The 23150-nt window shown below is 60.0% G+C and carries 24 protein-coding genes and 3 tRNA genes; 12 read left to right on the top strand and 15 right to left on the bottom strand.

The annotated features are described in order from the left end of the window. Positions 1-43: 43 nt before the first annotated feature. The 4 genes from ASH01S_RS13095 to gltX all read right to left on the bottom strand — a co-directional run bounded on the left by ASH01S_RS13095 (position 44) and on the right by gltX (position 1940). A tRNA-Lys gene (locus tag ASH01S_RS13095) sits at positions 44-119 on the bottom strand. Between the two features lie 3 nt (positions 120-122). Beyond that, positions 123-197 (bottom strand) — tRNA-Glu (locus tag ASH01S_RS13090). Position 198: 1 nt separating this feature from the next. After that, positions 199-272: transfer RNA gene (locus tag ASH01S_RS13085), tRNA-Gln, on the bottom strand. 192 nt (positions 273-464) lie between these two features. Beyond that, the gene (gltX, locus tag ASH01S_RS13080) at positions 465-1940 is read right to left on the bottom strand and encodes a glutamate--tRNA ligase (protein WP_067928906.1); all 1476 of its coding nucleotides are present in this window, start codon (positions 1938-1940) and stop codon (positions 465-467) included. 104 nt (positions 1941-2044) lie between these two features. Between gltX and ASH01S_RS18965 the strand changes: the two genes are divergently transcribed. Continuing rightward, positions 2045-2383, top strand: coding sequence for a hypothetical protein (locus ASH01S_RS18965; protein WP_067928905.1), 339 nt, complete (start codon positions 2045-2047; stop codon positions 2381-2383). Between the two features lie 148 nt (positions 2384-2531). Then, entirely contained in the window at positions 2532-3329 is a 798-nt protein-coding gene (gene lgt, locus ASH01S_RS13070) for a prolipoprotein diacylglyceryl transferase (protein ID WP_067928904.1), read from the top strand. Positions 3330-3439: 110 nt separating this feature from the next. Here the strand turns inward: lgt and hisC are convergent, their stop codons facing one another. Continuing rightward, positions 3440-4555, bottom strand: a complete 1116-nt coding sequence (gene hisC / locus ASH01S_RS13065) for a histidinol-phosphate transaminase (protein WP_067928903.1) — start codon at positions 4553-4555, stop codon at positions 3440-3442. A 149-nt stretch (positions 4556-4704) separates the two neighbouring features. Here hisC and ilvA point away from each other — a divergent pair, with 149 nt between their 5' ends. Next, positions 4705-5940, top strand: coding sequence for a threonine ammonia-lyase (ilvA, locus tag ASH01S_RS13060; RefSeq protein WP_067928902.1), 1236 nt, complete (start codon positions 4705-4707; stop codon positions 5938-5940). A 64-nt stretch (positions 5941-6004) separates the two neighbouring features. Here the strand turns inward: ilvA and cax are convergent, their stop codons facing one another. Continuing rightward, on the bottom strand, positions 6005-7066 hold the full coding sequence (cax, locus tag ASH01S_RS13055; RefSeq protein WP_067928901.1) for a calcium/proton exchanger: 1062 nt from the start codon (positions 7064-7066) through the stop codon (positions 6005-6007). Between the two features lie 170 nt (positions 7067-7236). On the opposite strand from cax, the gene ASH01S_RS13050 reads away from it, so the two are divergent. Then, positions 7237-7728: an inorganic diphosphatase gene (locus ASH01S_RS13050; protein ID WP_067928900.1), complete on the top strand. Its 492-nt coding sequence runs from the start codon at positions 7237-7239 to the stop codon at positions 7726-7728. A 173-nt stretch (positions 7729-7901) separates the two neighbouring features. On the opposite strand, the gene ASH01S_RS13045 is transcribed toward ASH01S_RS13050, so the two are convergent. The 3 genes from ASH01S_RS13045 to ASH01S_RS13035 form a co-directional block, all read right to left on the bottom strand. Beyond that, the gene (locus tag ASH01S_RS13045) at positions 7902-8183 is read right to left on the bottom strand and encodes a hypothetical protein (RefSeq protein ID WP_067928899.1); all 282 of its coding nucleotides are present in this window, start codon (positions 8181-8183) and stop codon (positions 7902-7904) included. 54 nt (positions 8184-8237) lie between these two features. Further along, the gene (locus ASH01S_RS13040; protein WP_373278577.1) at positions 8238-9014 is read right to left on the bottom strand and encodes an enoyl-CoA hydratase/isomerase family protein; all 777 of its coding nucleotides are present in this window, start codon (positions 9012-9014) and stop codon (positions 8238-8240) included. Positions 9015-9091: 77 nt separating this feature from the next. Continuing rightward, the gene (locus ASH01S_RS13035; protein ID WP_067928897.1) at positions 9092-9319 is read right to left on the bottom strand and encodes a hypothetical protein; all 228 of its coding nucleotides are present in this window, start codon (positions 9317-9319) and stop codon (positions 9092-9094) included. Between the two features lie 578 nt (positions 9320-9897). Here ASH01S_RS13035 and ASH01S_RS13030 point away from each other — a divergent pair. Next, entirely contained in the window at positions 9898-11274 is a 1377-nt protein-coding gene (locus tag ASH01S_RS13030; protein WP_067928896.1) for an LCP family protein, read from the top strand. Positions 11275-11371: 97 nt separating this feature from the next. On the opposite strand, the gene ASH01S_RS13025 is transcribed toward ASH01S_RS13030, so the two are convergent. The 4 genes from ASH01S_RS13025 to argJ form a co-directional block, all read right to left on the bottom strand. After that, the gene (locus tag ASH01S_RS13025; protein ID WP_067928895.1) at positions 11372-11683 is read right to left on the bottom strand and encodes a hypothetical protein; all 312 of its coding nucleotides are present in this window, start codon (positions 11681-11683) and stop codon (positions 11372-11374) included. Between the two features lie 120 nt (positions 11684-11803). Continuing rightward, positions 11804-12298 carry a MarR family winged helix-turn-helix transcriptional regulator gene (locus ASH01S_RS13020; RefSeq protein ID WP_067928894.1) on the bottom strand — a complete coding sequence of 165 codons (495 nt, stop codon included), beginning with the start codon at positions 12296-12298 and terminating at the stop codon, positions 11804-11806. 188 nt (positions 12299-12486) lie between these two features. After that, entirely contained in the window at positions 12487-13458 is a 972-nt protein-coding gene (locus tag ASH01S_RS13015; RefSeq protein ID WP_067928893.1) for a magnesium transporter CorA family protein, read from the bottom strand. An 82-nt stretch (positions 13459-13540) separates the two neighbouring features. Beyond that, on the bottom strand, positions 13541-14761 hold the full coding sequence (gene argJ / locus ASH01S_RS13010) for a bifunctional glutamate N-acetyltransferase/amino-acid acetyltransferase ArgJ (RefSeq protein WP_067928892.1): 1221 nt from the start codon (positions 14759-14761) through the stop codon (positions 13541-13543). Between the two features lie 200 nt (positions 14762-14961). Here argJ and ASH01S_RS13005 point away from each other — a divergent pair, with 200 nt between their 5' ends. The 7 genes from ASH01S_RS13005 (at position 14962) to ASH01S_RS12975 (ending at position 20949) form a co-directional block, all read left to right on the top strand. Next, positions 14962-15711: a polysaccharide deacetylase family protein gene (locus ASH01S_RS13005; RefSeq protein WP_245629069.1), complete on the top strand. Its 750-nt coding sequence runs from the start codon at positions 14962-14964 to the stop codon at positions 15709-15711. 215 nt (positions 15712-15926) lie between these two features. Continuing rightward, positions 15927-16721 carry an enoyl-CoA hydratase/isomerase family protein gene (locus tag ASH01S_RS13000; RefSeq protein ID WP_067928891.1) on the top strand — a complete coding sequence of 265 codons (795 nt, stop codon included), beginning with the start codon at positions 15927-15929 and terminating at the stop codon, positions 16719-16721. A gap of 43 nt (positions 16722-16764) precedes the next feature. Next, the gene (locus ASH01S_RS12995) at positions 16765-17556 is read left to right on the top strand and encodes an SDR family oxidoreductase (RefSeq protein WP_067928890.1); all 792 of its coding nucleotides are present in this window, start codon (positions 16765-16767) and stop codon (positions 17554-17556) included. Next, the gene (locus ASH01S_RS12990; protein ID WP_067928889.1) at positions 17553-18350 is read left to right on the top strand and encodes an SDR family oxidoreductase; all 798 of its coding nucleotides are present in this window, start codon (positions 17553-17555) and stop codon (positions 18348-18350) included. Before ASH01S_RS12995 ends, ASH01S_RS12990 begins: the two co-directional genes overlap by 4 nt. A 92-nt stretch (positions 18351-18442) precedes the next feature. Beyond that, positions 18443-19306 (top strand): CoA transferase subunit A, encoded by an 864-nt coding sequence (locus tag ASH01S_RS12985; RefSeq protein ID WP_217996328.1) that lies wholly within the window; start codon positions 18443-18445, stop codon positions 19304-19306. Between the two features lie 36 nt (positions 19307-19342). Further along, positions 19343-20203 carry a CoA-transferase gene (locus tag ASH01S_RS12980; RefSeq protein ID WP_067928888.1) on the top strand — a complete coding sequence of 287 codons (861 nt, stop codon included), beginning with the start codon at positions 19343-19345 and terminating at the stop codon, positions 20201-20203. Next, positions 20203-20949, top strand: a complete 747-nt coding sequence (locus ASH01S_RS12975) for an SDR family NAD(P)-dependent oxidoreductase (RefSeq protein WP_067928887.1) — start codon at positions 20203-20205, stop codon at positions 20947-20949. Before ASH01S_RS12980 ends, ASH01S_RS12975 begins: the two co-directional genes overlap by 1 nt. 72 nt (positions 20950-21021) lie before the next feature. Here the strand turns inward: ASH01S_RS12975 and ASH01S_RS12970 are convergent, their stop codons facing one another. Next, a complete protein-coding gene (locus ASH01S_RS12970; protein WP_245629068.1) occupies positions 21022-22281 on the bottom strand; it encodes a beta-ketoacyl-[acyl-carrier-protein] synthase family protein in 1260 nt (419 codons plus the stop codon). A 282-nt stretch (positions 22282-22563) separates the two neighbouring features. Further along, positions 22564-23097, bottom strand: a complete 534-nt coding sequence (locus ASH01S_RS12965; protein WP_067928885.1) for a YceI family protein — start codon at positions 23095-23097, stop codon at positions 22564-22566. Positions 23098-23150 lie beyond the last annotated feature (53 nt).

Genomic DNA, 23150 nt, shown 5'->3' with positions numbered 1-23150 from the left:
CGCAGCCATAACAGCCACGGGGTTGCCTTGGACAAAGAAAGTATGGTGGGTCATGAAGGACTCGAACCTTCAACCTGCCGATTAAGAGTCGGATGCTCTACCAATTGAGCTAATGACCCCCATGGTGACCCTACGGGGATTCGAACCCCGATTACCGCCGTGAGAGGGCGGCGTCCTAACCATTAGACGATAGGGCCATGGCTGCCGGACTAGGACTCGAACCTAGACTAACTGATCCAGAGTCAGTCGTGCTACCATTACACCATCCGGCACCGCATGCCTTGCGGCGCTCTTCCTTTCGGAGGTCGACCGCCGACGTTTGCTAGTATACTGGGCTACAAAGCGCTTGTCAATACCGTGTTTCGATTGAGTGCCTCTGCGCTCGGCCGCCGCGGCCGCGGGGCCGGGGGCGCCCGATATGGCATGCCCCGGCGCACGCCGCCTGCGCAACCCGAATACCGTCGTTAAGGTTGATGCGATCGGATCCAGTCGGCCGCCCTGCGCATGCGTCGCTGGCACTCGGAAGCACCCAGGAGTGCCATCACGTCAAACAAGCCGGGTCCCACCGTCAGACCGGTGATCGCGAGGCGAGTGGGATGAATCAGCTGGCCGCCTTTGATGCCCCACTCCGCTATCAAGCGGCGATAGCACGACTCGACGTTGACGACGGTGAACGGCCTGACATCCTGCAACACAGCCGCCGCCGACTCAAGCCGCGTCGCCGTCTCGCTGTGCGCAAAGTGTTTTTTGGCGCCTTTTTCGTCGTAGTCATAATCCGCCGTGAAAAAGTACGCCATACTGTCGACCAGGTCGGGCAGACTGCGGGCGCGCGCTTGCACAGCCTGGATGACCGTGCGCAGCCAGGCCAACGCCTGCTCGTTCATGTCGGGACGAACCCAGTCGCGTTGCATGAGTTCCGGCCATACCCTGTGCAACACCTCATCGGGCGACAATCGACGCACGTACTGAGCGTTTATCCACTCCAGTTTCTTCACGTCATACACGGCCGCGTGCTTGGTCACCCGCGTCAAATCAAAACGGCGCAGTGCTTCCTCTCGGTCCAGGACCTCCACGTCGTCACCGGGGGCAAATCCGAGCAGCAGCAGATAGTTCACCAGCGCTTCCGGAAGAATGCCTTGTGCACGGTATTCTTCCACACTGGTGGCGCCATGCCGTTTGCTCAACTTGCTTCTGTCCGGGGCCAGAATCATTGGCACATGTGCGAACACGGGCACCGGCGCCGCCAACGCACGAAACAACGCGATATGCCTCGGCGTGTTGGAGAGATGCTCCTCTGCCCGAATGATGTGGGTAATATGCATCTCGCTGTCGTCGACACAACTGGCGAAGTGGTACGTGGGAGTATCGTCGGCCTTCCACACGATGAAGTCGTCCAGTTCGCTGTTGGCAAACACGACATCGCCCCGGATGAGGTCGTGCACCACCGTTTCTCCCGCAGAGGGAGTACGTAGGCGGTAGACATGCGGATCGCCCGCTGCCAACCGTCGCTGCCTCTCCTCTGGAGACAAGTCGCGGCACCTCCCCGTGTAGCGCGGTGCCAATCCCTGTTTCTGCATCTGTTCTCGGTCCTTGGCCAATTGTTCCTGTGTGCAAAAACATGGATAGACTTGGTCTGCAGCCAGCAAGCGCTCCAGGTGCTGGCGGTAGATGGCCAGCCGCTCGGACTGCCGATAGGGACCGTAGGGTCCCCCCGTGTCAGGACCCTCGTCCCAATCAATGCCCAGCCAGCGAAAACTGTCGAGAATCTGCCGGTACGAAGCCTCGGTGGAGCGCGCCCTGTCGGTGTCATCGATGCGTAGTACAAACACCCCTTGGTTCTGCCGTGCAAATAACCAGTTAAAGTACGCGGTACGGGCTCCTCCAATATGTAGAGCCCCGGTTGGGCTGGGCGCAAACCGCACCCGCACAGTCTCTGACATGAACATCCTTCCTCACTTGAAAGACTCCCCGCTAGCCGCGGATTCTGCGCCGCGGGTGGATAGGCCGACCGCCTCCATGAAACTATAACCACGAGGTGATACAGATGTCCACTTCCAGGACCCACGAGGACCAATTTGAGCGCAATCCAAATCGTTCCCAAACAGTGTCCCCATCGGGGGCCTACAACCCGGGCCCAGTCGAAGCGGCGGATACGGATGTGGTGGAAGCCTGGAGAAACGACCTGCAGTTGGAAGAGTTCCCCGACGGCGCGTACCTGGCCGCCACCCACCCGGAACGGCTCGGCAAGTCGACGCCTTGGCGCCCCGGCCAGCAGAGTGTATCCCATTTACGAGACCAAAATCCGGTCAGCAGTGATCGCAAGGTCGCCCGCAAGGAACCACCGGCCAACGCTCCCGAAGGCACCATCGAGGGCGAAAACTGAGACCCTGCAGACCTTGCGTGAAACCGGCGCGAAGCCTGTCGATTCTGGGGTGTGTTATAATGGGGACGCTGGACAGGCCAGCCGCAGATGGACCGCCCCTTGTTGACTGGGGCCGTCCGTCTCGACGCGCAAGGAGACGTGATGGAGTTTGCATCAATACTGGTTCTGGATTGGCAATTTTCCGGTACGCGCGTACAGCACCATCTTCGCGGCAGCGTTTTTGTTGGGTCTGGGGGCTGCCCTGTATTTTGCGCATGCGGACGGGCGTAAAGAGTACACCCCTCACATCTGGAATCTGGCCCCGCTGCTGTTGATCGCCGGATTGATTGGGTCCCGCTTTTGGCAGGTCTTTTTTTTCGACTGGGGCTATTATGCGCAGCATCCCGGCGAGATCATCGCGATTTGGCACGGAGGCTTGTCGATTCAAGGTGGATTTGTCGGCGCACTCGTCGCCGGGGCTTGGTACATATGGCGACACCGTCTTAACTTCTGGGTACTGGCCGATATCTTTGCGCCGGCGCTATTGCTTGGGCAAAGCATTGGCCGCGACGCCAACCTGATGAACGGCGACGCCTTTGGCGATCCGACCCACCGCGGGTTCGGACTGCTTTATCCTTCCTCCACTCTGGCCCACCAGACGTACGGCAACCAGCCTCTTTGGCCCGCCGAGGTTTGGGAGGGGCAGGCGGATATCATTTTGTTTGCGCTGATGCTCATTATGAAGCAGAGACGCTGGCCGCAGGGCTGGCTGTTTGCCTATTATTTGGTGGGCTACAATGCGGTGCGTTTCTTCCTCGAAATGTTGAGAGGGGATTCTCCTCGTTTCCTGTTTCACTGGGATGCGGCTCAGTGGACGGCTGCGCCGCTGGTCATCATCGGCGTCGGCTTGGCCATCTACCTGTACATCCGCGACCGACGTCGGGTGGCTGTGGAGCAGGACGCGTAGGCGACCACTCAGGGCCGGAGCGCTGCTCCACCGCAGGAACCAAGAACCGCTGGCAAAGCCAGCGGTTCTTGGCGCCGTCCGAACGGTGGCGGGCCACCCAATGAGACGGATTAGGGCGCCGTCTTCCGCGATTCCGCCAGTACAGCCTGCATGGCGTGATGGAAGGCCCGATTGTCCTCTTCCTTGCCAAACGTCACCCGAATGTACTCCTCCGCCCCGGAGAAGCCTGCCCGCACCAAAACCCCGTGCGCCATCAGCGCCCGCACCGTGGCCATGCCGTCGCCGGTGCGAATGAAGACGAAATTGGCCTCACTCGGCACCATCTCCAACCCCAAGTCAGCCGCCGCGAAACGAAAGAATTCCCGACAGCGGGCCGCATGCTCGCGCGACTTCTGTCGGTGTTCCTCATCCGCAAGCGCGGCCGCGGCCGCACGCTGAGCCATGCGATTGACATTGAACGGCTCCCTTACGCGATGGACAAAACGCCACACATCCGGATGCGCCAACCCATAGCCGATGCGCAGGCCGGCCAGACCATACAGCTTCGAAAATGTGTGCAGGATGATCACCCGCGGATCCACCAACAGCCGCGGCGTCTCGCGCACGCGGGCGGGGTTCTCAGAGTAATCGTTGTACGCCAGGTCGAACACCAACAGCACGTGCTCAGGCAGGGAGTCCAGCAGCCACTCGGCTTGCTCCGCCGTGAACAGGGTGCCCGTTGGGTTATTGGGAGAACAGACATACACGATTTTCGTATGGGGCCCGACGGCGGCTCGCAGTGCCTCCACATCGTACGTGAAATCCCTTTTCAGGGAGACGGTCACTTGCCGCGCCCCCATGATCGCCGCTCCAAACCCGTACTGGGAGAAGGAAGGTGTCGGCACCACCACCTCATCCCCAGGTTCCAAAAACGTCTCAGCCAAAAGTTTAATAATATCGTCCGATCCGTTTCCAGCCAACACATGCTCTTCTCCCACGCCATGGAACTGGGCGATAGCCTGGCGCAGAAAGCCGCTGCCTCCGTCCGGGTACAAATGCAGGCTACTGATCTCCGCTGCAATCGCCTGCAGGGCTTTCGGCGACGGTCCCAGGGCATTCTCATTCGCGTTCAGTTTGACGACGCGCTGCACACCGAACATCCGTTTGATATCATCATCCGTCAATCCCGGCACATACGGCTGGATCTTATCCAGCCCGGGTCGGACACGCTCTGCCACCTGCAACATCCTGCCGCCCCCTCGCCTCGGCGGCCTGTCGCGCCGCCGATTCCTCTGCTACAATAATATTCGATTCTATCACACCTGGAAAAACGACGACAATCTGCGCATGCCCAGCCGACAGCCGGGCAAGCGGTGGGAAAAAAGGGGCTGTCACCTTGCAGACCACACCACAGAATCACCAAGCGCCTGATCTCGCCCAGATTCAAGCCGCGCGAAGGCGGCTGTCCGGCGTCATCCAAACGACCCCAGTCGACCTCTCGCAGACCTTCTCGGAGATGTGCGGCAACCGCGTCTTTCTCAAGCTGGAAAATCTGCAAACAACCGGATCATTCAAGCTGCGCGGCGCCTACAACAAGATTGCCCTGCTAGCTGGTGAACAGCGTCGCCGCGGCGTTATTGCGGCCTCGGCCGGGAACCACGCGCAAGGAGTGGCGTATGCCGCTCGAGCACACAACGTCCCTTGCACCATCGTCATGCCCGAATCAGCCAGCCTAGCCAAGGTGGCCGCCACCCGCCGCTACGGCGCGGAGGTGGTATTGGCGGGAGCCACCTACGACGAGGCGTACGTCCGCGCCTGCGAATTGCAGTCCCTGCGGGGCGCCACATTCGTTCACGCCTTTGACGATGCGGCCGTGATAGCCGGCCAGGGGACGATTGCGCTGGAGGTGCTCGAGCAGGTTCCCAGCGCTTCCGCTATCGTGGTTCCGATTGGAGGCGGCGGACTTGCGGCCGGCATCGCGGTGGCGGTCAAGTCGTTGCGACCCGATATCCGTGTCATCGGGGTTGAGGCGGCCTCCGCACCGGCCTTTCGGGCATCCCTGGACGCCGGCAGGCGCACGACGGTACAGGTGGCGCCCACGATTGCGGACGGGATCGCAGTCGCGGAACCCGGGCGCCTTCCCTACAGGCTGGTCGCTCGGTTGTTGGATGACGTGATCACCGTCGAAGAGGAACAGATTGCCCGCTGCATGGTGTTACTCCTGGAGCGCTCCAAGGTCGTGGCAGAGGGCGCCGCCGCGGCCGCGGTGGCCGCCGTCGCCTACAGCAAGCTGCCGACGGACATGGGAGATACCGTGGTCATTGTGTCGGGGGGAAACGTGGACGTGACTATGCTCTCGCGCATCATAGAACATGGACTGGTCGAGTCCGGCCGGTTTGTGCGGCTGTCCGTGACGCTCGCAGACAAGCCTGGCGCGCTGCGCAGCCTGTTGGACGTGTTTGCCGGTCTAGGGGCCAACGTGCTGAGCATTCATCACCACCGTGTCGGTACGCGCATCGCGCTCGGCCAGACAGAGGTTGACATCGACCTGGAGACGCGGGACCAGACGCACATCGAGGCGATACTGAAATCGTTGCATGAACATGGGTACCTGCCGAAGCAGATGAGCTGAGCTAGGCCCGGCACGCGCCCCCGTACCGGCCTCAACGGTCGGGCCCACGTGCACGGGCCGCCCTTCAGGGGCTTGGCAACGAGTAGAACCCGACCGCCATGATGACGTACGCAGACAACGCCAACGCCCCTTCCAGCCAGTTCGATTCCCCGTCCATCATGAGAATAGCAATGAGGAGCGCTCCGGCTCCCAGACAGGCCAACTCCGGCCAACTGAACACCAAGTACATGGGATGACCCAGAAGAAGGCTGGCAGCAAACAGGACCGGCGCCACAAACATGGCTACCTGCAGACTGCTGCCCACCGCAATCTCGAGCGAGAGGTCCATCCGGTTTTTCCACGCCATGAGTACGGCCGAGGCGTGCTCGGCGGCGTTGCCGACAATCGCCACGACAATGACACCGAGGAACAGTTCGCTCCAGCCAAACGTATGGCCGACCTCTTTCACGGTGTCCACCAGCCACTCGCTCTCAAAGCTGACCAAAATGGTAGTCAGGAACAAGATCAACACGGCCGGCCACAGCCGCCACGGCTCGTCCTCCTCTGAATTGGCCGCAACCGTGTTGATGGACTCAAATAGGTCCCGGTGCGTGATCAGCGAGAAGTACAGCCCACCTATGTACAGTACGAACAATGTGGCGGCGACGACGCTCGACAAAAGGATATGCGAGCCGCGGGTGCCCGTGGCAAAAATCGCCGGTACGATGTACGCCACGCCGATGCTCGCCACCAACATCGAGGAGTTGCTGCGGGCCGCCCGAATGTTAAACCGCTGAATCGGGTGGCGAATACCGCCGACAAAGAAGCTGACACCCAATACGAACAACAAGTTGCCCAGGATGGACCCCGTGATGGACGCTTTGACCAAATCCACCAGCCCGTCCTTAATGGCCATTACACCGATGATAAGTTCCACCGCGTTCCCAAACGTGGCCGACAACAGCCCGCCCAGGCGTGGACCGGCATGGGCGGCGATGGACTCGGTTGACCTGCCCATGATGCCGGCCAAGGGAATGATGCTCAAACACGAAAGCAGGAAAACCCAGATGGCGGCCGCGTGCACATAATGCACAACGGCACTCGCCCCGACGAGGACGGCCGTGACTGGCCAGATCCATTTGTTCAATTTTCCGCAACCCCCTGATTACGTGGATGCACAGACGCTCCGGGCGCCCGCCGATCTCGCACACTCGTCCCGCTTCAGTTTCCACCTCGCATACAATCCATTATAATGGATTGGTAAAGAGAATCGGCGGGCGCCGCTTGTGCACGCCCCCGGCAAGGGAGGTAAACCTGATGGCCAACGAAACTTTTCAAGTCGATGTTCTGATCGAGATTCCCAGAGGCAGCCAAAACAAGTATGAATTCGACAAAAAGGCCGGCGTTTTCCGGCTTGACCGCGTTCTGTACTCCCCAATGCATTATCCGGCTGATTACGGATACATACAAAACACCCTGGCCGAAGATGGCGATCCGCTCGATGCCCTCGTCTTGGTCAGCAATCCCACCTTCCCAGGCTGCGTGATTGAGACGCGCGTGGTAGGTGTGCTGCTGATGGCGGATGACAAGGGCCCGGACGAAAAGCTCATCGGCGTCGCCACACAGGACCCGCGCTTCGCGCAGGTGCAAAGCTTGGAAGACATCCCTCCGCACATCCTGAAAGAAATCGCCCACTTCTTCCAAGTGTACAAGGACCTGGAGGGCAAGGAGACCCACATCGAGGGGTGGAAGGGTACGGACGACGCGCAACGCATTCTCCAAGAAGCGTTGGCCCGCTACGGAAAGTAACAGCCAAAGACTCGTTCGGACATGTCTGGACCCGGCTGCTTGTGGACCCAACCTCAAACGGGGTGGGTCCCGCACCGAATGCTGAAAAAAGGACGACGCGAGACAGCTCGTCTTTTTTTTTTTCACAGCATGGCCCAGGTGGGATACGCTCATGCCTACAGATGCAGGGGGCATTAGGAAAAAAGTGGGTAGCCGCGCTTTTTCAGCCCGTGTACGAGCCAGGCAGCGAGCAGGCTGCCCAGCCAGCCCACGGCAAACAATCCCCATTCGGTTGCTGCCATGCGCCCCCCCGTTCTCAGCAGCACATACACCGTTACCAACCCATATAGGAACAAGGACACCCACCAGCGGCGCAAAACCATGTTGAGGAATGCACCGACTCCAAACGAGCTCACGATTGCCAGTAACCCGAGCAGAAACCAAGCACCCAGCGCAAATGCGGCGGGACTGCCCATATTCTCACTCCCCTGCCGTGCGAGGCGATGTGTCCACACAGCCCTGTCGTCGGCCTATCGGTGACGAAAAGCCGGTTTTCGCTTTTCGATAAAGGCCGTGATCCCTTCCCGGGCATCCTCTGTTTCAAAGACTTGGCCAAACAATTTGGCCTCCAGACGCAAACCGGTCTCCAGGCTACCATCCAATCCTTGGTCAATCGCCATCTTGGCCAGCCGCAGGGAGGCCTGACTCCGTTCCCGAAACACCTGCAAAAACTCCACCGCCCGAGCGCAGGCCTGGCCACGCGGGACAACCTGATTGACCAATCCTATTTGCAGGGCTGTATCGGCACCAATCGCCTGACCCGTCAAGATCAATTCCTTGGCCCGTGACGGCCCGATAAGTCTGGGCAGGCGCTGCGTCCCGCCTGCGCCGGGGAATACCCCCAGCTTGACCTCCGGGAACCCCAGCTCGACATGTTGCTCGGCAATGCGAAAATCGCACGCCAAGGCCAGTTCCAACCCGCCCCCGAGGGTGACACCGTTGAGCGCGGCCACGGTGGGCTTGCCCAACCGAGAGAGCTGATTCATCGTGTCGTCGAACTGCAGCGCCATGGCCTCGGCGATGCCCTGCTCCATATACCGCGGAAACTCTTTAATGTCCGCGCCAGCCATGAAGGCCCGCTCACCCTGCCCCGTCACGACCACGGCAAACACATCTTCTGCCACCGCAACCTGCGCTACCGCCGCACGGATTTTGTCGCTCATCTCCGTGCTCAGCACGTTGAGCGGCGGGTTATCCAGCGTCAACACCGCCACACCGTCTCTCGTTTCCATATGTACCCGAGCCACTCTGATCTCCCCTCCCTGATCTGTATGCCGCGCGCATCTCTCCCCAAAGCGCCAAAAAAGACGAAGGTACCGACCGCTCAATACCGCTTCCATTCGTCGGGGTCCGGCTGCTCCGGGTGTCGGATTCTGCGCAGCAGCCGCACCGCATAGCGAATAGCTAGTACCATCGCGCACACCCCGACAATGGCAGCCCCGATACGGGTCATCAACGCCATCATGTGAAACATTCGCCCCAACGTTCGACACAGCTCCCAGCCACCAATGGCGAAGGCAGCAAACATCCAATCGGGCAAAAAAGGATTCAAGAGCATCCTCCCCACACAGTGACCCATCCGAGTAACCGTACCCTAGCATTGCCCACATTATAACACGGATAGGGCGAGGCCAAGCGGTCTGTCGACTGGCGGCGCGCTCTCCACATCCACACTGGTTTGCATGAATGCCAGTTCCTTCTATATAATCATGGGCGAGGTGAGTGAGAATGGCCCATCACGGACATGTGCACACTTGTCCGAACTGCAACCACACATGGTTCCGGGAAGAGAAAATTGTTCAACTCGACGCCAGCGTCGTCATTCAATCATCCTCACCTGTCGAGGGACGGACCACCAATGTGACGTATCGATACGTCTGCGCGAACTGTAATCAGGTCCTGGACGAGCCTTGGAAAGGACACCACGATTGACAGGAACCGAAGCAATGTCCGACGGTATTGGACCGTCGGACCAGTTCTAGGTAGCGCACCGACGTCATTGCTGCATCATGGGGTTCGTATTTGAGGACATATTATCATAATACTCAATTTTTTATGTCGTGTATCATATGGATTGGATACGGTTTCGACAATACTCGACTTTGGTCATGTTGGGAGAGTGACTGAATTATGGCAGGCCGTCCACGGCGGCACAATTCCCCCCATTCCACCGGCCGGGGCGGGACCGGTCGGTGGAAACGCGCAATCGTCCTCGTCACTGCGGCGGCCTGCGTCGGTGTGGCCGGCGGGGCGTATTACGCGCTGCACCGGCCGTTAAAAACTGTTCCCGCCCCGAGCGCTTCGAAATACACGGACGTGGCGGAACAACCGAAAATTCCTGCAGATCCGGATAGAACCAACATCTTGCTCATCGGTTCCGATACGCGCCCGGGTGAGGTGGATGGCAACACCGACGTGTTGATTTTATGCAGCATCGACCGAGCTCATCATCGAATTGAAATGCTCTCCATCCCGCGGGATACGAAGATCACCTTTCCCGACGGCATGCAAGGCAAGATCAACGAAGCTCTTTCGCTCGGTGGACCCGCCCTGACGGAACGAATGGTCAGTGAACTGTTAGACGTTCATATTGACAATTATGCGCTCACCCACTTCGGTGGTCTGGTGAAAATCATCGACACGTTGGGCGGCATCCGAATTGATGTCCCGGAGCGCATGTACTACCGTACGGGCGACAAAGAATACGGTGTCATCAATCTCCAACCTGGGGTTCAAACCCTCAGCGGCGCCCAAGCCCTGGGTTTTGTCCGTTTCCGCCACGACCGACTCGGCGACATCGGGCGCACTCAGCGACAGCAAGAGTTCTTGAAGGCACTCTCCCATAAGCTCATGGATCCGGCCAATATCGTGCGTCTGCCGCAGTTGATTCGGGAGTTTTGGGGGACCATTGACACCGACATGAGCTTGGCCCAAGTGATACACCTGGCCACCCAGGCGACAAGTTTCAAGCAGTACCCGATAGTCACCGAAACCTTGCCGGGGTCGTTCCACAACCCGGATCCCAACATCCCCCATGACGCTAGCTATTGGATTGTCAATCCGGCGGAAGCTCGCTATGCCGCCAAGCACCTGCTGGACGACGGAACACATGTCGCGAACCCGGTGCAAGACCCGTACATCACAGAGCATTGGAGCCCAGCGGACGGGATGGGCGCAAAAGCCCGCATTCGCTCAGCCACAACAACCGCCGACACACAGCAGCAAAATGACAACACAACCTCGACTAGCGCAAATTCCGCTGTTTCCGGCGACAGCACAAACGCGACGGGAGGAGCCCCTCCGTCTCCAGGGGCGGTCAAAATGGTGGTCACCGGACAGACTATCAATGTTCGTTCGGGACCGGGAACCAACTATGCGGTGGTGGCGTCAGCCACAGCCGGAGAAATGGTCTGGAAACTCGAGGAGTTCAACGGATGGGACAAGATTCAACTGCCCGAAGGGGCCATTGGCTACGTGGCAAGCTGGTTGTTGCAACCAAGCCCGTGATAAGAACCACGAAGGAGACCGTACTCTCCAAGCTGTGCCACCACCGCTTTCTTGGCACGCCACACCAGTCGCAATGTCGCGGTCAGGGCCTGCATCCTCACGGCCACCAGACCCCGTGATACACCTGCATGCCCCATGGGTCCAGCCATTGTGGGTGAACCACCGGAAGCGGATACCAAGGCCCCCCCACAGGATAGGCAGCGGCGGCCTGAGCCTTGGCGAGGGACTCGGCTCGCGCCCACCGGGCGGCTGTCCCGCCCCGGCGATGGGGTTCATAAGCGTGGGCGCGTAGCCACCAAGGCATCAGCTCCACGGGCTGCCCGTACCAGTACGGATAACTCCAGGTAGGTGCCCATTCATTGGGTTCCGGCGTGGGCCCGGCGCCCCAGCCCGGATGAACCTCACACATTCCCCGCGCCCCCCGTCCATCGCGACGAGCGATGGGTCAGTCTCCCTATAGTCTATGTCGGGAAACGGCCATCGGGTTACCCGAACCCATGCACTCCGGCCAAAACATATCCGGCGCACATCACGTGCATGGATGATCCGGCGTCTCCGAGCGTACACTATCTTGTTCCAGCTCATGCTCCTTCACGGCATCTCCTATCAAATCGACCACACGTTGCAGGATGCGGAGCAGCGTTGCCGCGTCATCGGGCCCCAGTTGCTCCAAGATACTGCGCCACTTTTGAATGCGAACGGATCGGATATGTTCGAGCTTCTGCTTGCCTTGGTTTGTTATGGCGATGTATACCACGCGTCGATCTTCCTCAGACCGCGTCCTGTCGACAAAGCCCGACTTCACCAACTCGTCGCATACCTGGGTGATAGCGCCTGGGCTCAACCCGACGACACGGGCCAAATCCGAAGCCTTGGCTCGGCCACACGCGTCCAGATAGCGCAAGATGAACATTTCGCTGGTCGTCAAACCGAACTTTTTCACCTGCGACTGTACATGCGCTATCTGCTGAAACCGAGACATGATGTCTTCGAACTGGCGAATCCAGTGTGCCCCCGCATCCATTTGTGTTCACCACTCCCACACTTTCTCGCCATATATTTTAGCAACCAAACAATCCCGGAAGCAACTCTGCTACGTCCCTGCAGCGACAGAACCCACAAAAAAGACCGACTCCAGACACCAGGAGCCGGGAGCGACTATTTCAAGTATGGCAGTCAGCGAAAACGTGATACCCTCAAAGTGAACACGAGCTAGATCCACTTCCGCCGCCGGAACGCGCGAATCATGATCCAGATAATGACCAGGAGCCCGGCTGTCACGATTACGGTTGACAGCCAGCGCCTTTGAAACGGAATCGGTACGTTCATGCCGAAGTAGCCCGTGATCAGCGTCAGGGTAGCGGTCACCGTGGTAATGACCGTTAACACCCGCATCGTCTCGTTGGTTTTTGCCGAAACCAAAGACGAATACGTGTCCAACGCGCCTGAAACCAAGTCGCCAAATACCTCGATGGAGTCTGAGATCCGTTCGAGATGGTCCGTGAGGTCCATATAGTAAGGAATGTTTTCTTCCTTCACCGCGAACGAGTACGCCGAACCCACGTTTTGAAAGATTCGCTTCTTGGGCTGCACCACCCGACGAATCAGCACAATGGTTCGTTTTAGAGACAGAAACTCCTCGGTGATCTCCATGGCCGGGTGCTCATACATCTCATCTTCCAACTCGTCGATACGAGCGGAGATCCGCTCCATGATTGGAAAGTACTCATCGGTTATGCCGTCGACAATCGAGTACAGCAGAAAATCCGGTCCTTTGTTCATGTGGAACGAATCCCGCAGCGACTGAGCGGCAATCCGGCCGATAGGCTGAACAGGATGCCGATGCACGGTGACGATGTAGTTTTTCGCCAAGAATACATTGAGTTCTTCCGTGGTAACCTCGCGTTCACTCTCTTCATCGTACTTTAGGGCATGAAACGTAAAAAAATAATATTCATCATACCGATCCACCTTGGACCGCGGCGAATCGTGCAGACAGTCCTCAATGGCCAGGGGATGGAAATCAAACTTGGCGGCCACCCACTTCAGTTCGTCCAGGGTGCAGTTGTAGAGGTCTATCCATAACAGGCTGTTTTCATCGGCGAGCAAATCCTGCAGGCGCGAAAGGTCCACATCATGATACATTCGTTGATCTTGATGGTTGTAAAAATAAGTCTTGATCATGGACCTCGCCTCCTCGCATTGCTGCCATTTCGACATTATATTCTGCCTTATTGGTTGCCGTCAAACCTCAAGACCGGGCCGATCACGTGCGATAATCGGCGTTGATGCGTACGTAGTCATAGGTCAAATCGCACCCCCAGGCGACAGCCATGCCGTCTCCCGCGTTCAGGGCCACGCACACCTGCACCTCGTCGGCGCTCAACACCCGTCTGGCCTCCGTTTCCGAGAAGGACACCGGTTCTCCGTTCTCCAACAACAGAATCTGGCCATATGGGCTCACAAAATCCACACGCACCCGCTGCGGGTCGAATTGCACCCCGCTGTAGCCGAGAGCCGCCAGCACCCGTCCCCAGTTGGCGTCGCGACCGAACATCGCGGACTTCACCAGATTCGAGGACACCACCGATTTGGCCAAACGGCGCGCCGCCTCAGTATCCTGGGCGCCGACAACCTTGACCTCCAGCAGCTTGGTGGCTCCCTCCCCATCGCGGGCAATCTGCTTCGCCAACGATACCATGACCGCTGTCAACGCTCGCGAAAATTGCGCATAGGCATCCGATTCTCGAGCAATTTCCACCCCGGATGCGCCGTTGGCCAGGACAAACACACTGTCATTGGTGCTGGTGTCGCCGTCGATGGAGAGCATGTTGAAGGAAGCATCGACCCCGTCCGCCAGGGCTGTCTGCAGCACATCGGGCGCCACCTCTGCATCCGTGGTAAGAACAGCCAACATCGTGGCCATGTTGGGGTGAATCATCCCCGACCCCTTGGCCATCCCCCCGATAGTCACAACCCTGCCCCGCAGCGGAAAACGGATGGCCGCCTGCTTCATCACGGTGTCTGTCGTACGAATAGCGTCCGCCGCCCGGGCATCTGCGGCCGGTCCCCGCGCCAAGGCAGCACCCAAACGGCCCATTCCATCCAACACTAAATCCATGGGCAGGGGCACGCCAATCACGCCGGTCGAGGCCACCAATACGTCCTCAGGCTGTATGGACAGGAGACGGGCCGCTGTTGCCGCCATCGCCCGGACGTCGGCATCGCCTTGCCGTCCCGTGCAGGCGTTCGCGTTACCGCTGTTCAGCAGCACAGCACGCGCGCGGCCACGCCTGTGGACGATGGAGCGGGACCAATGAACGGGAGCGGCTTGCACAACGTTAGTCGTAAACACGCCTGCTGCGCTCGCGTCTGCCTCGCTCAAGACCACAGCCAGGTCATCTGCTCCCGAAGCCTTGACTCCCGCCCGCGCAGCCGCGGCCAAGAACCCCTGCGGCGCCGTCACGCCGCCATGTATCCATTCCATGTGTTTGTGCACCCACCATTCCCGAGATGTTTCAGAACTATGATTCGGCGTCCACTACGACCTGCGTCGCACACACGTGTATAGGTTACTACCTCAGACCATTACCGGTCGAGAGAAAAATTGTAGTTCGGATAAAAAAGTGTGGAACCTCACCAGATCATCGCCCGTATCTTAAAGACGATAAAAGGGGGGGGGTGCAATTGTTCACAGTCGACGGATGGGTATGGAACCGTCAGCAACCCGCACCGCATAGACACGGCGCAGAGAGTTCAAGCGAACGCCCTCCGAGGTCGCAGCACATTGACTGGCACAGCCGATACCCCAATCTGGTCATTCTGCACGGTCCCAACCAGCGCCGGACAGTGGCCCTGACCTTTGATGACGGACCCGACAACGAATGGACGCCACGCATCTTGTCTGTGTTGTCCGACTTGAAGGTGAAGGCGACGTTCTGTTGTGTCGGGCAGCGAGTGGAAGCCTCCCCCGATGTCCTGCAACGAATCGTCCGCGAGGGACACGTGGTGGCCAACCACAGCTATCATCACCCTAACCTGACCAAGCTGCCCAGAGAGCGCATTCGCAGCGAAATCACCACAACCAACGAGACCATCATGCGCACAGTCAACCTTAACCCGCGATTTCTGCGCCCTCCCTATGGGGCCATCAATCGCACCGTGATCGACGTGATTCAGCAACTAGACATGAAACTGCTGCTCTGGAACGTCGACAGTCTCGATTGGTCGGGGTTAACCAGCGCCCAGGTGGCCAGCAACGTGTTGTCGCATATTGCACCCGAAGCCATCGTTCTTATGCACTCAGCCGGCGGACGGGGAGAAAGCTTACAGGACACAGTGGACGCCTTGCCTCATATCGTTCAAGTGCTGCGTCGAGAAGGTTATACGTTTTCCACGATTCCCGAGCTGCTCGGGGAGCCCGCCTACCACACCTGACCCAGCGGCCCGGCCGCGGATTCGGCTGAGACATCAGCCGGTCCATCCTCGGCGAACACACGGTCCAAAGCGCTGGTCGCTCCCCGACGCTCGGGTTGTCCATGGGCTCGGCTTTTATAATAAAATAGGAATGGTTCCCCGAGCCCCTCGAACACGTTCGCTCGGCATGGGGACAAGCTGTTGGTTGGACGTCTGTCATGTTGGGGAGGTTGCGAATGGATTATCAGGAAATTCAATATCAGGTCGATGGCGCTGTCGCCACCGTGACCCTGAACCGTCCAGACGCTCTGAACGCGCTGACGCAAACCATGCGCCGCGAGTTGCTGCACGCGTTGGACCGGGTGGCCAAAGACCCGAATATTCGGGCTGTGCTCATAACGGGAGCCGGACGCGCCTTTTGCGTCGGCCAGGATGTGCGGGAACTGGCCGATTATTACGAGACCAACGGTCCCGAGTTGGGGCGCGTCGTCGAGGAGGGGTACATACCGATTGTTCGGCGCCTGCGCTCGTTACCTCAACCCACTGTGGCTCTGGTCAACGGCGCGGCTGTCGGCGGCGGCCTGGCGTTGGTGTTGGCCGCAGACTTTCGCATCCTGCACAGCAAATCGAATCTTTCGCCGGTGTTCGTGAAAGTGGGGCTCGCCCCCGACACGGCGGTCACCTTCCTGCTCGCCCGTGCCATCGGCCACGCCCGTGCGCTGTCCCTCACGCTGCGCGGCAGCGCCCTGACGCCTGAGGAAGCCGTTGCCCTGGGGCTCGCGGCCAAAGTCAACGCCTCTCTGGATGAGGCGTGGGAAGAGGCGCGCACCCTGCTCGCCGAGCTAGCGGCTGGTCCGACTCGGGCGTACGCGGAAATCCGCCGCCTGTACGACCTGGCAGTGGCCCATTCCTTGGAAGAAACCGTGGTATTTGAACGGGAAGCCCAAGACCGGCTCGCGAAGACACAAGATCACCAAGAGGCGGTCAGGGCGTTTCTGGAAAAACGTGAACCCCACTTCACAGGTCAATGAAGCGTCACCCAGCGGGAGAACACATCGGAAAGGGGAAACTCATATGCACAAACCCATGTTGCCCAATGACACGTTCCGTGGCCAGACCGCCGTCATCACCGGCGGCGGCACGGGCATCGGTTTCGCCATCGCCAAATATCTTTCGAACCTGGGAGCGCGCGTGGCCCTGGCCAGTCGCAATCCCGAACACCTGGAGAAGGCCGTGGCGGAAATCCAGAGCGCCGGGGGCGAAGCGTTCGCCGTACCGACCGACGTCCGCGATCCGGAGCAGGTCGAACACTTGATGAACACAGCGGTGGAGAAAACCGGCCGGCTGGACATGCTCGTCAACTCCGCGGCCGGGAACTTCATCGTGGACAGCGAGAAGCTCTCCGTCAACGGCTGGAACGCCGTTGTGGGGTCCGTGCTCAATGGCACCTTTTACTGCACGCGGGCGGCCGGTCTCAAGATGATCGAGTCGAAAAACGGCGGCCGCATCCTCTCCATCGTCGCCAGCTACGCGTGGACAGGGGGCCCGCGGACCGTGCACTCGGTGGCAGCCAAGGCGGGAGTGGTCGCCATGACGCGCACCCTGGCTGTCGAGTGGGCGCACTACGGCATCCGTGTGAACGCCGTTTGCCCGGGTCCGACCGACACCGAAGGCGCACGCCCATTGTGGGCCGATCCGGCCGACGAAGCGCGTCTGAAAGCCAAGATCCCAGTTGGCCGCTTTGCCGATCCGTCCGAAATCGCCAACGCTGCCACCTATCTGCTCTCTCCCTACGCGGATTTTGTCAACGGCGAGGTGTTCGTGATTGACGGTGGAGAATGGCTTGGAAAGGGTTTGACCTCATGAACGACCTGCTGGCTGGAAAGATTGCCCTGATCACTGGGAGTTCACGCGGCATTGGCCGCGCCTCTGCTGTCGCTATGGCGCAGGCGGGTGCGGACGTGGTGGTGCATTACAATCGACAGGCCGACCTGGCACAGGAGGTTGTGCGAGAGATTCAATCCCTGGGCCGGCGCAGCGTAGCGGTCCAGGCCGATTTGGAATCCAGCGAGGATATCGAGCGGATGTTTCAGGTGGTCGGCGAAACCTACGGCCGGCTCGACATCTTCATGGCCAACGCCGCCGCCACCGCGTTCAAGCCGGTGCTGCAGATGAAGCCGCACCACATCGACCGGACCTATCGTCTGTTGATCAACGCGCTCGTAACCTCCGTCCAACTGGCGGTACCGCTCATGCAGGGTCGGGACGGCCGCATCATCACCGTGACCGGGCACGGTACCGACTTCACCCTGCCGCTGTACGGATCCATCGGCTCGGCCAAGGCGGCCGTGGAGACCCTGACTCGCTACCTGTCCTATGAACTGGGGCCGCGCGGCATCACCTGCAACGCGTTGGCTCCAGGCGTGGTGGCAACCGATTCCGCCCGCTACTACATGGGCGATTCGTACGCGCAGTTTGAGCGCGAGGTCAGTCGACACACCCCGCTCGGCCGGTTGGCCACACCTAAGGACGTGGCCGACGTCGCCGTCTTTTTGGCCAGCGACCTGTCCCGATTCATCACCGGTCAGGTGATACGAGTAGACGGTGGACTGACCCATACCTCGGGGCCGTTTGAGACCACCAAAGACTTGCGCCCGTAACCGGCTGCTCGACGGCCTATGGCTGTTGCAGGCCAGACCTGTCACGTCCCTGCAACAGCCGGCATTTCAGTGTGCCAAGGAAGGTGATCAGATTGGACAAGCGGATGACCGTTGACCAGGTGGTGGCCGACATTCCGAATGGCTCCACCGTGGCCATCGGCGGCTCGTCACTCTCCCGCAAGCCGATGGCCTTGATACGAGCACTCGCGCGCAGCTCCGTGAAAGACCTGCGCCTTATCGTCGATGTCGGCGGGCCGGATGTGGACCTGCTGATTGGCACGGGATCTGTATCCGAAGTCATTTACGCGTTCGTCGGCTTTGAGGTTTTGGGGCTCGCCCCCCACTTTCGCCGCGCCCGTCAACAACAGGCGCTCCGTTTCGAGGAGTGGACCGAATACACCGTGATGGCCGGGCTGGATGCCACCATCAAGCGGGTTCCCTTCCTCCCCACCCACGCGGGGCTGGCTACCGACGTGCTGTCGGTCAACACCTCCTTCCGGCGCTTCAAAGACCCGTTCCACGGCGAGGAGTTGGTCGCGGTGCCCGCCCTCAAGCCGGACGTCGCTCTCATCCATGTGAATTACGCGGACGCCAAAGGCAACGGCGTGATCCTTGGCGATGGCCACGTGGATGTGCTTTGCGCGAAGGCGGCGCGCCGGACGTATATGTCGTGCGAGCGCATCATCTCCTCCGACGAGCTGCAGCGTTACGGGCGCGACGTCCAGATCCTGCGCGTGCATACCACCGGCGTCGTCGAGCTCCCGTGGGGCGCGCATCCCACCGGCTGCGCACCCGACTACCGAGCGGACCTGCGCCACCTGCAGGACTACCTGAGGTACTCGGCCAACGACGATGCGTGGCGCGCGTATGCGGATCAATACATCTACACGGATCAATCCCGCTACCTTGAACGGCAGGGCGGCGTCGAGGCACTGCTCGCCCGCTTGAAGGTTTGAGATCAAGGGCACACCCTCCCGGAAAGGAGAATCACGATGCCACTGGATGAGAGGTACGCATTGGACGAGTTCCTCATCACCACCATGGCACGCCAATTCAGCGGCGAAGTCATGGTCAGTTCGGTCACGGCCTTCGGGGCATTGTCCGCACTGTTGGCCAAGGCGCGCTACGCGCCCGACCTGGCCGTTTTGGCCACGCCGGAATCAGGGATGGAGGTCACGCCGATGCCCACGCTCAGTTTGGGTCAGTTTCTCACCGACGCACAGCGCGGCATCCCCTTGACCATGGAGGAGATTTTCGACGCCATCTTCACCGACCGTTTTCGCATCTGGATCAATCCGGCACAGATTGACCGGCACGGGAACACGAACATCAGCGTGATCGGCGACTGGCACCAGCCCAAGGTGGCAATGGTCGGTTCGCGCGGTATCCCGGAGGATACGAGCCACCTGTCGCAGATCTTTTACTACGTGCTGACGCACAGCCGGCGCACGGTCGTGGAACAGGTCGATTTTCGCAGCGGCGCCGGCACGGGACCGGATCGGGATGCTACGCTGGGAGAGCATGGCGCCCCGAGCGTCCTGGTAACCGACCTGGGCGTGTTCGACTTCACCGGTCCCGACGGCACGATGGCCGTCCGCTCCCTGCATCCCGGGGTCACGTTGGAGGAAGTGCAGGAGAAGAGCGGTTTTGAGATCCATGCTCCCAGCTCCATACCGGTGACAGAACCCCCGACTGAGGAAGACGTGCAAATTATCCGCGATGCCGATCCGCTCGAGGTCCGCAAGCTGGAGCTTCTCTCTGGGCCCGAAGCCGCCGAGCGGTTTGTCAGCATCTACGAAAGGGAGCGCCAGGCACTGCATGCCGCCTGGCCGCGATTGGGGAAACTCGGCTGATGGCAAGGAAGAAACGGGTTCTCATCACCGGAGGAGCCCAGGGCATCGGCTTTGCGGCCGCCGAGTTGTTCCTGGAACGGGGATACGAAGTCGCCATCTGGGCCTTGCACGCGGACAGCGTGCAGAAGGCGGTCTCGGCCCTCGGTGGACGGGTCTTCGGACAGACCGTCGATGTCGGCAGTGAAGAGCAGGTCAAGACAGCCTATCAGCAACTGGCGGCGGGGTTCGGCACCGTCGACATTTTGGTGAACAACGCCGGCTACACCCTGACGTCCCGGTTCCTTGACGAGGACGCCGACTACTGGAGACGCGTTGTCGATACCAACCTGTGGGGTGTCATCTACACAACGCGGGCGGTATTGGGCGATATGGTGGCAGCCGAATCTGGTAGCATCGTGAACGTGGTGTCCGATGCCGGGCGCGTTGGCATGGCGGGCGAAGCGGTATACGCGGCCAGCAAAGGCGGTGTGGTGGCGTTTTCCAAATCCATTGCCCAAGAGACAGCGCGATACCGCGTTCGAGTCAACTGCGTCTCCCCTGGTCCCACGCGCACGCGCATCCTGGCGGTCAACAGCGAAGATGAAGACGCACAGAAGCTGATTGACAAGATGATACGCCGCATTCCCCTGCGGAAGATTGCCGAGCCACGGGACGTGGCGGAAGCTATCGTGTTCTTGGCCAGCGGTGCAGCCTCTCAGATCACGGGACAGGTGCTCTCCGTCTCCGGCGGATTGACCATGGTGTGAAGTTGAACCGCAATCGGCCAGATCAAGCCAGCGGGGCAGGCGTATGCCCTGCCCCGCTTCTCGCTCTCACCTTTATTCCTCGTACCGTTTCCATAACAAAACGCCATTCTGACCACCGAACCCAAACGAATTGCTCAGCGCGTAGCGGATAGCCTGCGGGCGCGCCTCCTGAACCAGACACTTGGGTGTCCCGGGCTCGGGATGGTCACAGTGCAGGTTCGGCGGCAGCCATCCCGTTTCCAAGGCCTTCACGCAGGCCAAACTCTCCACGCCTCCCGCCGCTCCCAGCAGGTGGCCAATGGAACCTTTGATGGAGCTGACCGCGATATGGTCGAGTGCTTCGCCGAACAGTGCCGACAGCGCCTTAATCTCGGCCGTATCCCCCGCCTTGGTGGAAGTGGCATGGGCATTGATGTAATCAATGTCTGCCGGTTGCACCCCCGCCTGCGCCAGGGCCATCCGCATCGCCGCCATCGCCCCGATTCCTTCCGGATGCGGGGCAATCTGGTGGAAGGCATCGTTCGATGTGCCGTACCCGACCAACTCCGCGTAGATGTGCGCCCCACGCGCCAACGCCCGCTCCAAAGGCTCCAAGACCAAGATGGCCGCGCCTTCTCCCATCACCATGCCCGAGCGGTCGATGTCGAACGGGCGCGACCAACGCGAATGGTCGTCCGGGCCGTGGCTCACCAGCGCCCCCGAAGCGCGCAGGCCCGCGAGCAGTGTGGAGGCAAAGAGACAATCGCTGCCTCCCGCCAAGGCCACATCCACGCGGCCGCTTTGAATCCAACTGGCCGCCTCGCCAATCGAATTGGCCGAGGAGGCGCAGGCCGTTGTGTAGGTGAGCACAGGCCCTTGAATATTGAAATGAATCGCTACCGAGCTGCCGGCCGCGTTCGGGATGGACTTGGAAACCAACCGCGGCTCCACGCGTGCCAGTGCGTCCCTCGCCAGCTCCGTAGCGGCATCGTCCATGTTGCGAATGGAACCAAAGCTCGTACCCATGAAAACCCCGGTCCTGTCCGGACTCGTCCCGGGATTCCAGCCCTCATCGGCAGTCAAACCTGCGTCACGCACCGCCTCCATGGCCGCCACCAACGCCATCTGACTGAACCGAGCTGTATCCCGGACCGTCTTCCGGGAGAGAAAGTCAGATGGCTCGAAATCCGGTACGTCGGCCACCACAGGTGCCCAGGGCGCAAGCACCGGGTCCTTTGTGGTGCGCACTGCGGAGCGATTCTGGATGATTCCGTTCCAAAAGGGTTCAACTCCCACTCCATGCGGCGTGACAGCCCCCAGTCCCGTTACCACTATCCTAGCCGATGATGTCAACGTATAACTCCCCTTACAATGACGAACCGTCATGATCAACGTCTCTGAAGTGTCGTGCCTCGCCTGACCAAACAGCGCACAACATCCTCATTATACACCATCCTCGGTTCACGAGGCGGACGCAGCGCCGGCTCCCCTCCTCTGACCCAGCCCCAGCAAAAAAAAAGGGAGCAGTTCATCTGCCCCCCTGGTAGTCAACCCGTCGGACCGTCAGACAGGTGATTGATCGACGGCCTGCGACATCAGGCGCGACGTGGTCCTTCGGCTGTGAAGCCGAAACCCTCAGGCCTGTTTGGACGCTTCCAATTCAATGGAAACCTGCACATCGTTGCCGACCAAGACGCCGCCCGTCTCCAGCGCAGCATTCCACTTTAGACCATACTCTTCACGGTTGATGGTTCCATGTCCACTGAAGCCCACCTTGATGTTGCCCCAGGGGTCCTTCCCCTGACCTTCGTAGGTGACCAGGAACGTCTCCGGACGGGTGACACCGCGAATCGTCAGATCGCCCGTCACTTCGTATTCGCCCTCACTCTTCTTGACGATGCGCGTCGACTGGAAGGTGATCTTCGGATGGTTTTCAGCATCAAAGAAGTCAGCCGACACCAAGTGCTTATCGCGGTCCTGATTGCGGGTGTCCACGCTGTTCACGTCAATCTCGAAGCGAACGCTGGCCGTGGTCAGGTCGTCGGGGTCTGCTTGAATCTCCGCCGAAAACCGTTGAAAGGTCCCTTTCACCTTTGAAACCATCATGTGACGAACGGAAAAATCGATGCTGCTGTGGTCCACATCCACCGTCCATCGATCCAACGCCATGTACGCTCCCTCCCAGTCCACCGGATTTAACTTACAGAGCGTTATCAGCTTAA

Origin of the sequence: Alicyclobacillus shizuokensis NBRC 103103 (assembly GCF_001552255.1) — a bacterium.
GTDB classification, from domain to species: domain Bacteria; phylum Bacillota; class Bacilli; order Alicyclobacillales; family Alicyclobacillaceae; genus Alicyclobacillus_G; species Alicyclobacillus_G shizuokensis.
Note: the sequence above shows the minus strand (reverse complement) of the source record. Positions and strands in the feature narration are given on the sequence as shown.

Bases quoted from the DNA above. Each gene is read 5' to 3' on its own strand.
- gltX (WP_067928906.1), bottom strand. From the start codon at position 1,940: ATGTCAGAGACTGTGCGGGTGCGGTTTGCGCCCAGCCCAACCGGGGCT.
- ASH01S_RS18965 (WP_067928905.1), top strand. From the start codon at position 2,045: ATGTCCACTTCCAGGACCCACGAGGACCAATTTGAGCGCAATCCAAAT.
- hisC (WP_067928903.1), bottom strand. From the start codon at position 4,555: ATGTTGCAGGTGGCAGAGCGTGTCCGACCCGGGCTGGATAAGATCCAG.
- ASH01S_RS13050 (WP_067928900.1), top strand. From the start codon at position 7,237: ATGGCCAACGAAACTTTTCAAGTCGATGTTCTGATCGAGATTCCCAGA.
- ASH01S_RS13045 (WP_067928899.1), bottom strand. From the start codon at position 8,183: ATGGGCAGTCCCGCCGCATTTGCGCTGGGTGCTTGGTTTCTGCTCGGG.
- ASH01S_RS13030 (WP_067928896.1), top strand. From the start codon at position 9,898: ATGGCAGGCCGTCCACGGCGGCACAATTCCCCCCATTCCACCGGCCGG.
- ASH01S_RS13025 (WP_067928895.1), bottom strand. From the start codon at position 11,683: ATGTGTGAGGTTCATCCGGGCTGGGGCGCCGGGCCCACGCCGGAACCC.
- ASH01S_RS13020 (WP_067928894.1), bottom strand. From the start codon at position 12,298: ATGGATGCGGGGGCACACTGGATTCGCCAGTTCGAAGACATCATGTCT.
- ASH01S_RS13015 (WP_067928893.1), bottom strand. From the start codon at position 13,458: ATGATCAAGACTTATTTTTACAACCATCAAGATCAACGAATGTATCAT.
- argJ (WP_067928892.1), bottom strand. From the start codon at position 14,761: ATGGAATGGATACATGGCGGCGTGACGGCGCCGCAGGGGTTCTTGGCC.
- ASH01S_RS13000 (WP_067928891.1), top strand. From the start codon at position 15,927: ATGGATTATCAGGAAATTCAATATCAGGTCGATGGCGCTGTCGCCACC.
- ASH01S_RS12995 (WP_067928890.1), top strand. From the start codon at position 16,765: ATGCACAAACCCATGTTGCCCAATGACACGTTCCGTGGCCAGACCGCC.
- ASH01S_RS12990 (WP_067928889.1), top strand. From the start codon at position 17,553: ATGAACGACCTGCTGGCTGGAAAGATTGCCCTGATCACTGGGAGTTCA.
- ASH01S_RS12980 (WP_067928888.1), top strand. From the start codon at position 19,343: ATGCCACTGGATGAGAGGTACGCATTGGACGAGTTCCTCATCACCACC.
- ASH01S_RS12975 (WP_067928887.1), top strand. From the start codon at position 20,203: ATGGCAAGGAAGAAACGGGTTCTCATCACCGGAGGAGCCCAGGGCATC.
- ASH01S_RS12965 (WP_067928885.1), bottom strand. From the start codon at position 23,097: ATGGCGTTGGATCGATGGACGGTGGATGTGGACCACAGCAGCATCGAT.